The organism is Mycoplasma pogonae (genome assembly GCF_054170725.1).
Window position 1 is genome coordinate 102,656 of record NZ_JBSWZS010000004.1, and the last position, 6,082, is coordinate 108,737.

The 6,082-nt window shown below is 31.8% G+C and carries 3 protein-coding genes and 8 tRNA genes; all 11 read left to right on the forward strand.

The window, feature by feature from the left end:
• Positions 1 to 67 precede the first annotated feature (67 nt).
• Entirely contained in the window at positions 68 to 1,330 is a 1,263-nt protein-coding gene (obgE, locus tag ACW95P_RS02345; RefSeq protein ID WP_457961635.1) for a GTPase ObgE, read from the forward strand.
• A 288-nt stretch (positions 1,331 to 1,618) separates the two neighbouring features.
• Positions 1,619 to 1,695, forward strand: a tRNA-Pro gene (locus tag ACW95P_RS02350).
• 7 nt (positions 1,696 to 1,702) lie between these two features.
• Positions 1,703 to 1,779 (forward strand) — tRNA-Ala (locus ACW95P_RS02355).
• A gap of 3 nt (positions 1,780 to 1,782) precedes the next feature.
• Positions 1,783 to 1,859, forward strand: a tRNA-Met gene (locus ACW95P_RS02360).
• A 30-nt stretch (positions 1,860 to 1,889) separates the two neighbouring features.
• Positions 1,890 to 1,966 (forward strand) — tRNA-Ile (locus ACW95P_RS02365).
• Positions 1,967 to 1,970: 4 nt separating this feature from the next.
• A tRNA-Ser gene (locus tag ACW95P_RS02370) sits at positions 1,971 to 2,063 on the forward strand.
• A gap of 84 nt (positions 2,064 to 2,147) precedes the next feature.
• Positions 2,148 to 2,223: transfer RNA gene (locus ACW95P_RS02375), tRNA-Met, on the forward strand.
• Positions 2,224 to 2,227: 4 nt separating this feature from the next.
• Positions 2,228 to 2,303, forward strand: a tRNA-Asp gene (locus tag ACW95P_RS02380).
• Positions 2,304 to 2,305: 2 nt separating this feature from the next.
• Positions 2,306 to 2,381, forward strand: a tRNA-Phe gene (locus ACW95P_RS02385).
• A 263-nt stretch (positions 2,382 to 2,644) separates the two neighbouring features.
• A complete protein-coding gene (locus ACW95P_RS02390; RefSeq protein WP_457961636.1) occupies positions 2,645 to 5,098 on the forward strand; it encodes an MSC_0775 family lipoprotein in 2,454 nt (817 codons plus the stop codon).
• 65 nt (positions 5,099 to 5,163) lie between these two features.
• The gene (locus tag ACW95P_RS02395) at positions 5,164 to 5,997 is read left to right on the forward strand and encodes an MAG4940 family membrane protein (RefSeq protein ID WP_457961637.1); all 834 of its coding nucleotides are present in this window, start codon (positions 5,164 to 5,166) and stop codon (positions 5,995 to 5,997) included.
• The last annotated feature ends 85 nt before the right edge of the window (positions 5,998 to 6,082 follow it).

Genomic DNA, 6,082 nt, shown 5'->3' on the forward strand with positions numbered 1-6,082 from the left:
CTTGTTGTCAAAACAAGAATTTTTGTTTTAAATAGCTAATTAAAAACACCAATTAAATGAGGTAAAAATGAAATTTATTGATGAAATTAATCTAAAAGTTGCTGCCGGAAAAGGTGGTGATGGAAAGATTGCATTTCGGCGTGAAGCGCATGTTGATCGTGGTGGCCCTGACGGCGGAGATGGCGGACATGGGGGATCAATTTATTTTGTCCCAGATCATGGAGTTAATACGCTATTAAACTTATATTATAAAAAAAATATTCAAGGTGAAGATGGTGAAAATGGGCGCCGTAAAAACCAATATGGTGCTAAAGGGAAAGATACATTTGTAAAGGTGCCGTTTGGAACTATGGTTTATACCCAAAATGGGTTAATCGCCGATATTATCGAAGATCGTCCTTATTTAATTGCCAAAGGTGGTAAAGGCGGAAGAGGAAATACTAAGTTTAAAACAGCACGTAATACAGCTCCAGAAATGAATGAAAAAGGTGATAAAGGGGAAAGTTTTGAACTAACATTAAGTTTAAAAATCATGGCTGATGTCGGTTTTGTTGGTAAACCATCAGCTGGAAAATCAACAATTTTAAATCGTATTTCTAATGCCAAAGCTAAAGTCGCTGATTATGAATTTACTACGCTTGTACCGCAACTGGGACTAGTAAAATATGAGGATTATTCATATGTTGTAGCTGATTTACCAGGATTAATTGAAGGTGCTAATCAGGGTAAAGGTTTAGGAATTCAATTTTTAAAACATATTGAGCGTTGTCGAGTAATTTGTCATGTAGTAGATTTTGGTTCTGAAAACAAAAACCCACTTGTTGATTTTGAAGTTATTAATAAAGAATTAAAAAGTTATAAACTTAATTTAGAATCTCGTCCTCAAGTGGTAGTTGCTAATAAAAAAGATTTACCAGCTTATACGATGCATTTAACTGCATTTAAAGCGCAAAATCCAGATATCAAAGTTATTGAAATTTCAGCGCTTGAAGATAATGATTTTATGTTTTTAAAAAGTCAATTGTTTGAAGCTTTACAACACGCAAAAGCTGTAGTACTGGAAGAAAAAAAAGCTTCAGAAATCACAATTACATTAGAGCCTAATTTTATAGTTAAAAAAATTCACGAAGGCCTATTTGAAGTGACAGGAGCTGAAGTTGCGAAATACTATGACAAAATTCCGTTGATTTCACATGATAATTTAATGATGTTTAATAAAAGAATTAAAGATTTGGGTGTTTGACAAGAATTAGAGAATCAAGGAATTAGAAGTGGTGACACCGTTAGAATTTTTGATTATGAATTTACTTGAGAAGAAGATGATTTCTAAATTGAAATCATTTTTTATTTTTTTTAATTATTGACATCTAAAAAAGTAATTTGTTAGCTAATTTAGCTACAAAAAAATCTTTAAATTTTTTGCTTTGTTTTTAATTTTTTTTATTATAATTACTAAACATATTAATAATAAAAGTTATTTTTAGTCATTAAAAGTGAGTTTATTAGTAATATAAAAATAAATTAAGAAAAAAATAAATATTTTTTTAACTAATTTTAAAAAATTTAGTATAATAAATAAGCAATTTTGATTTAATTCAAATTTCAAATAGTGAAATGTGGAGAAGTAGCTCAGCTTGGTAGAGCACTTGGTTTGGGACCAAGTGGTCGCAGGTTCGAATCCTGTCTTCTTCACCACTTTTTTGGGGGGGTAGCTCACCTGGCTAGAGCGCCTGCCTTGCACGCAGGAGGTAGAGGGTTCGACTCCCTTCCTCTCCACCATATGGCTCTGTAGCTCAGTTGGTTAGAGCATCCGGTTCATACCCGGAAGGTCAAGAGTTCGACTCTCTTTGGAGCCACCACATGGAAAATTTACCAGCCGGTCTTTTCTCGGACCTATAGCTCAGTTGGTTAGAGCAACCGGCTCATAACCGGTCGGCCGCTGGTTCGAGTCCAGCTGGGTCCACCATTAAGGGCAATTACCCAAGTCTGGCTGAAGGGATTAGTCTTGAAAACTAACAGGGGCTTCACGGCCCGCGGGGGTTCGAATCCCTCATTGCCCGCCATTGATTAATTTTAGTTAATTGCTAAAATAAGTCGCCAAATTTTTTTTCAATGTAATTTATCTTTTAATAAGTTGCATTCAATATAGCGGAGTGGAGCAGTTGGTAGCTCGTCGGGCTCATAACCCGAAGGTCGTAGGTTCGAGTCCTGCCTCCGCAACCAAAATGGTCTAGTGGTAAAGTGGCTAATACGCCTCCCTGTCACGGAGGAGACCGCGGGTTCGATCCCCGTCTAGACCGCCATTGGCTTTGTAGCTCAGTAGGTAGAGCAACGGATTGAAGCTCCGTGTGTCGCTGGTTCGATTCCTGCCGAAGCCACCATATCAGTTTAACTGACGTAGCAATTTAATTGATATTAAAAAACTTCAAATATGAAGTTTTTTTTTTTTTTTGTATTAATGATTTTTCAAACTGAATTAAATAAACTAAAAATTAAGAAAGTGTTAATTTTAACTTTTTTTTGTTTAAATTTGTTCAAATGTATATAATGTATATGCATAAACAACGAAAAAAAAGTGCAATTCAAGCAACTTTTTGTACTAATATATTAATTATTTTATTTTTGAAGAAAAAGGCCATTCAATATGAAAAAACTGAAAAAATTATTCACTTTTACTCCCTTGGCTGTTTTGAGTACCCCAATTTTATTAGTGGCTTGTACCACTAATGATACAACTCCAGAACAACCGCCAATAACATCCAATCCCGACACAGGAAGCGAAGTAAGTCCAACTCCTCCGAAAAATTCTAGTAACCAACCTAATAATGAAACTAATAGCAATGAAGCAACCAATACTTCAACTAGAGTAACACAAGGTTTTGTTAAAAATCCTAATTTAGCAATTGAGAAATTTTTTGAACTAGGTTTAGATAAATATGTTTCAATAATTAAAATTAATGATCAACTTGTTAAAAGTCGAGCACTTGCAAGAAATTTGTTTAATGGCGGCGTTTTGGAAGCTAATTTTCGCCCACATTTTGATCGCTCATTAATTACTCAAGCGCAACAAGAACAATTAGATTACTTTGATATTAATTTAAATGATTTTACTTTTAAATTTAAATATGGTGCTTTAAAGGTGAATCCAGATAATGCAACTGAGGCATGATTACCAATTGAAGTGACAGCGGGACAACGCTATACCAATAAGAAAAAACTCTATGCAAGTCGAATTTTAAACACTAAAGTTACGGGATTTGCTAAAGATCCTTATTATCAATTTGGTGAATTAGCTACAACAGCTTATTTAGAAGCTAACCCGATAAATATTAGTCTAAAAACTGATGTTAAAACTTCAATTACCGAGATTATTCAAGGTTTTAATAATATTTGAATTGCAGATTATGCCCCAATTTCTAAAAATGGACAAGAATATTTAGATGCTTGAAATAATTTACAAAAGCGTAGATGAAATTATTTAGCACAATATTTTAACATCAGTAATACAACCCCTAAAGCATTAACTTTTCAAATTCAACCACAAACCTGACTAAATAAAACTACAGATTCTATTGAAGTTGTTATACCATCAACTAATATAAGAATTTTTGTTGAAAATATCACCCAAGACATTAGTAATCCTAATCAAATAAATCTTGATGTTCGTTTAGGAATTAAACATGAATTATCAAAAGATGAAAAATTAAAGAAATTAGGAACAATGCCTAGTGCTGAACGTGGACAATTTTATAAAAATGAATGAGGAAAAAATGTTCGATTGAAGCAAGAAATTACTAATAGTGCTACAAGTCAGCATAATTTAATATCATTTTTAACTAATGATGCACAAGTTTATAACAAAAATTATATTAGCCCTTACAATTATCGCTTTGTTGAAAAAGGTTTGCTTGTGCCACTTGGAGATTTTAGCGTAAAATCGCAGAGTGATAAAGTTAAATATCAAATTATTCGCGCCTTTGTTAATCCCGAGTATTCACGTTCTTATATTTTCACACTACTTGCTACAAGTAAGGATAATTCATTCGAACCTCAAGAAGTAACTGTAAAATTTGAGGTACCAAAGCGTGGTTATATCTTTGCAAAAAGCCTACAAGATTCACCGATAGCATATGAAATGAAAATTGATGGCTTAAAACGTCAAGATTTAACTCAAGTTACTGACAGTGTAAATCAAGATTTAGGTACTAAAATTACAACTGGTGGATTTTTAGATGATCGTAATATTTATTTAGCTTACCAAACTTATGTTTCAATTCATGCTGGAGAAGATATTTTAGTTGAAGCTCAAACTCCAGTTTTTGCTCCTTTTGATGGAAAAGTAATTTCATCTTACTATTTACCATCAGAAACTGTTGGTGCCGGAATTGGAACTCAAGTAATTATGGAAGTTAATAAAACTGATTTAGTTGGTAAACTTGATCAAAAAGTTTTAGACACAAAATTTCGTGATGTCAATAAAATTTATTTAGTTTTTATTCACCTAGATTACAACACCACTTTACAATTGTATGGCTCTTCGCTTGAAGCTGATTTCCGAAATCGTAGAACTAAAGTTTATTTCAATACAATCACTCCGCAAAATCCTAAACTTGTTAAAGCCGGTGATATTATTGGGTATGTCGGAGCTAAAGAAGTTAATGGCGGTTGAACACCACATGTGCACATGGAATTGTGAGATGGTAATCCAATACAACTATCTCAAAACGGATTCACTATTGATGGGAGGGGATCTAAAGGACAATTTTGAAGTCAAGAAGCAAGATCTAAATATTTAGAAAGTGGTAAATATGATCAATTTGAGCAAAATTCAGTTTTTGCTCTAAAAAACTTAGGTACATGAGGAAAACAACTTCCAGAAATTGAAAAATTTGATCCAGTAACCTTAGAAAAAGTTCGTAGCCCTCGGACACCAGGTCCAAAAAAATATTTACCATATTTATATAATTATGAAACAATTAATACTCGCTTTAAACCATTATGAGATCCCAATTACATTATTCAATTACGAGATAATAATTCTTTAAGCTTTTCTGTTTTAGACATTTTTGATTTTCTTGAAAAAAAATATAGAGTTTAGCAAGTTTTAATAAAATTAAATTAAAAATTAAAATTTCAAACTTATTATAGAAAGGAAATTCAAATATGAATTCCATTGAAGCGTTATCTACTTATTGAAGTAGCAAAGTTTTTGCCTCAGAATTTATTGGGGTGTTTGTATTAACTTTTGCCATTTGATTTGCTTCATATTTTTTTAAAAAATATTTTAATTCACAAGGGCGATTATTTTTACCAATTACTTTTGCTTTAGCATTGATTTTTGCTAATGTTTTCACCTGAGTTTTGGCAAAGTTTTATTCAAATACAGCAATTTATACATTCTTAAATCCAGCTAATGTTATTTTTCAAAGCCTAATCAAAGGAATTGGTAAAGATTTTACCGGCAACCCCCTTCTAAAAGGTGTGCCTTATATTATTGGGGCACAATTTTTAGCGGCAATTACTGCAAATTTCGCTTATATTGCGGCTGCTAAAATATTTACCTGAATTAGTGGTAGTGATAAAAATGTTAATAAAATCCAGGTTTTACCAGCTGATGTTTTACCTAGCTTAGAAAATGAATTAACGATTGGCAAACACGCTGTAAAAGAGGGGTTCTTTTTAATGATTATGTTCATAATCGGTCCTTTTATTGCGCATTTACCAATTGCATATCAAGCAAATGATTTTGACAAGTTTTTATTAACTGTAGTATTCATTTTTATATTATTAGCCTTATCAAGTCGTACTAATTGATTTATGTTTAATCTTGCTTTTTCAATTAGTAAATTAACTTTGCATTTAATTTATTGGCGTTACAATTTAGCACTATTTAAAAATTTCGCAATTTCAATAACATTATATGTAACACTACCAATTATTGTGTCGTTAATTTATTTAGCAATTGCAAAGCATTCTAATATTTACTTTATTTTATAACTAGAAAACTCATCATAAAACTCAAACCTAGCTAATTTAGTAGCTTTGAGTTTTTATTTTTTAATTAAATTTATTAGTTAATAAA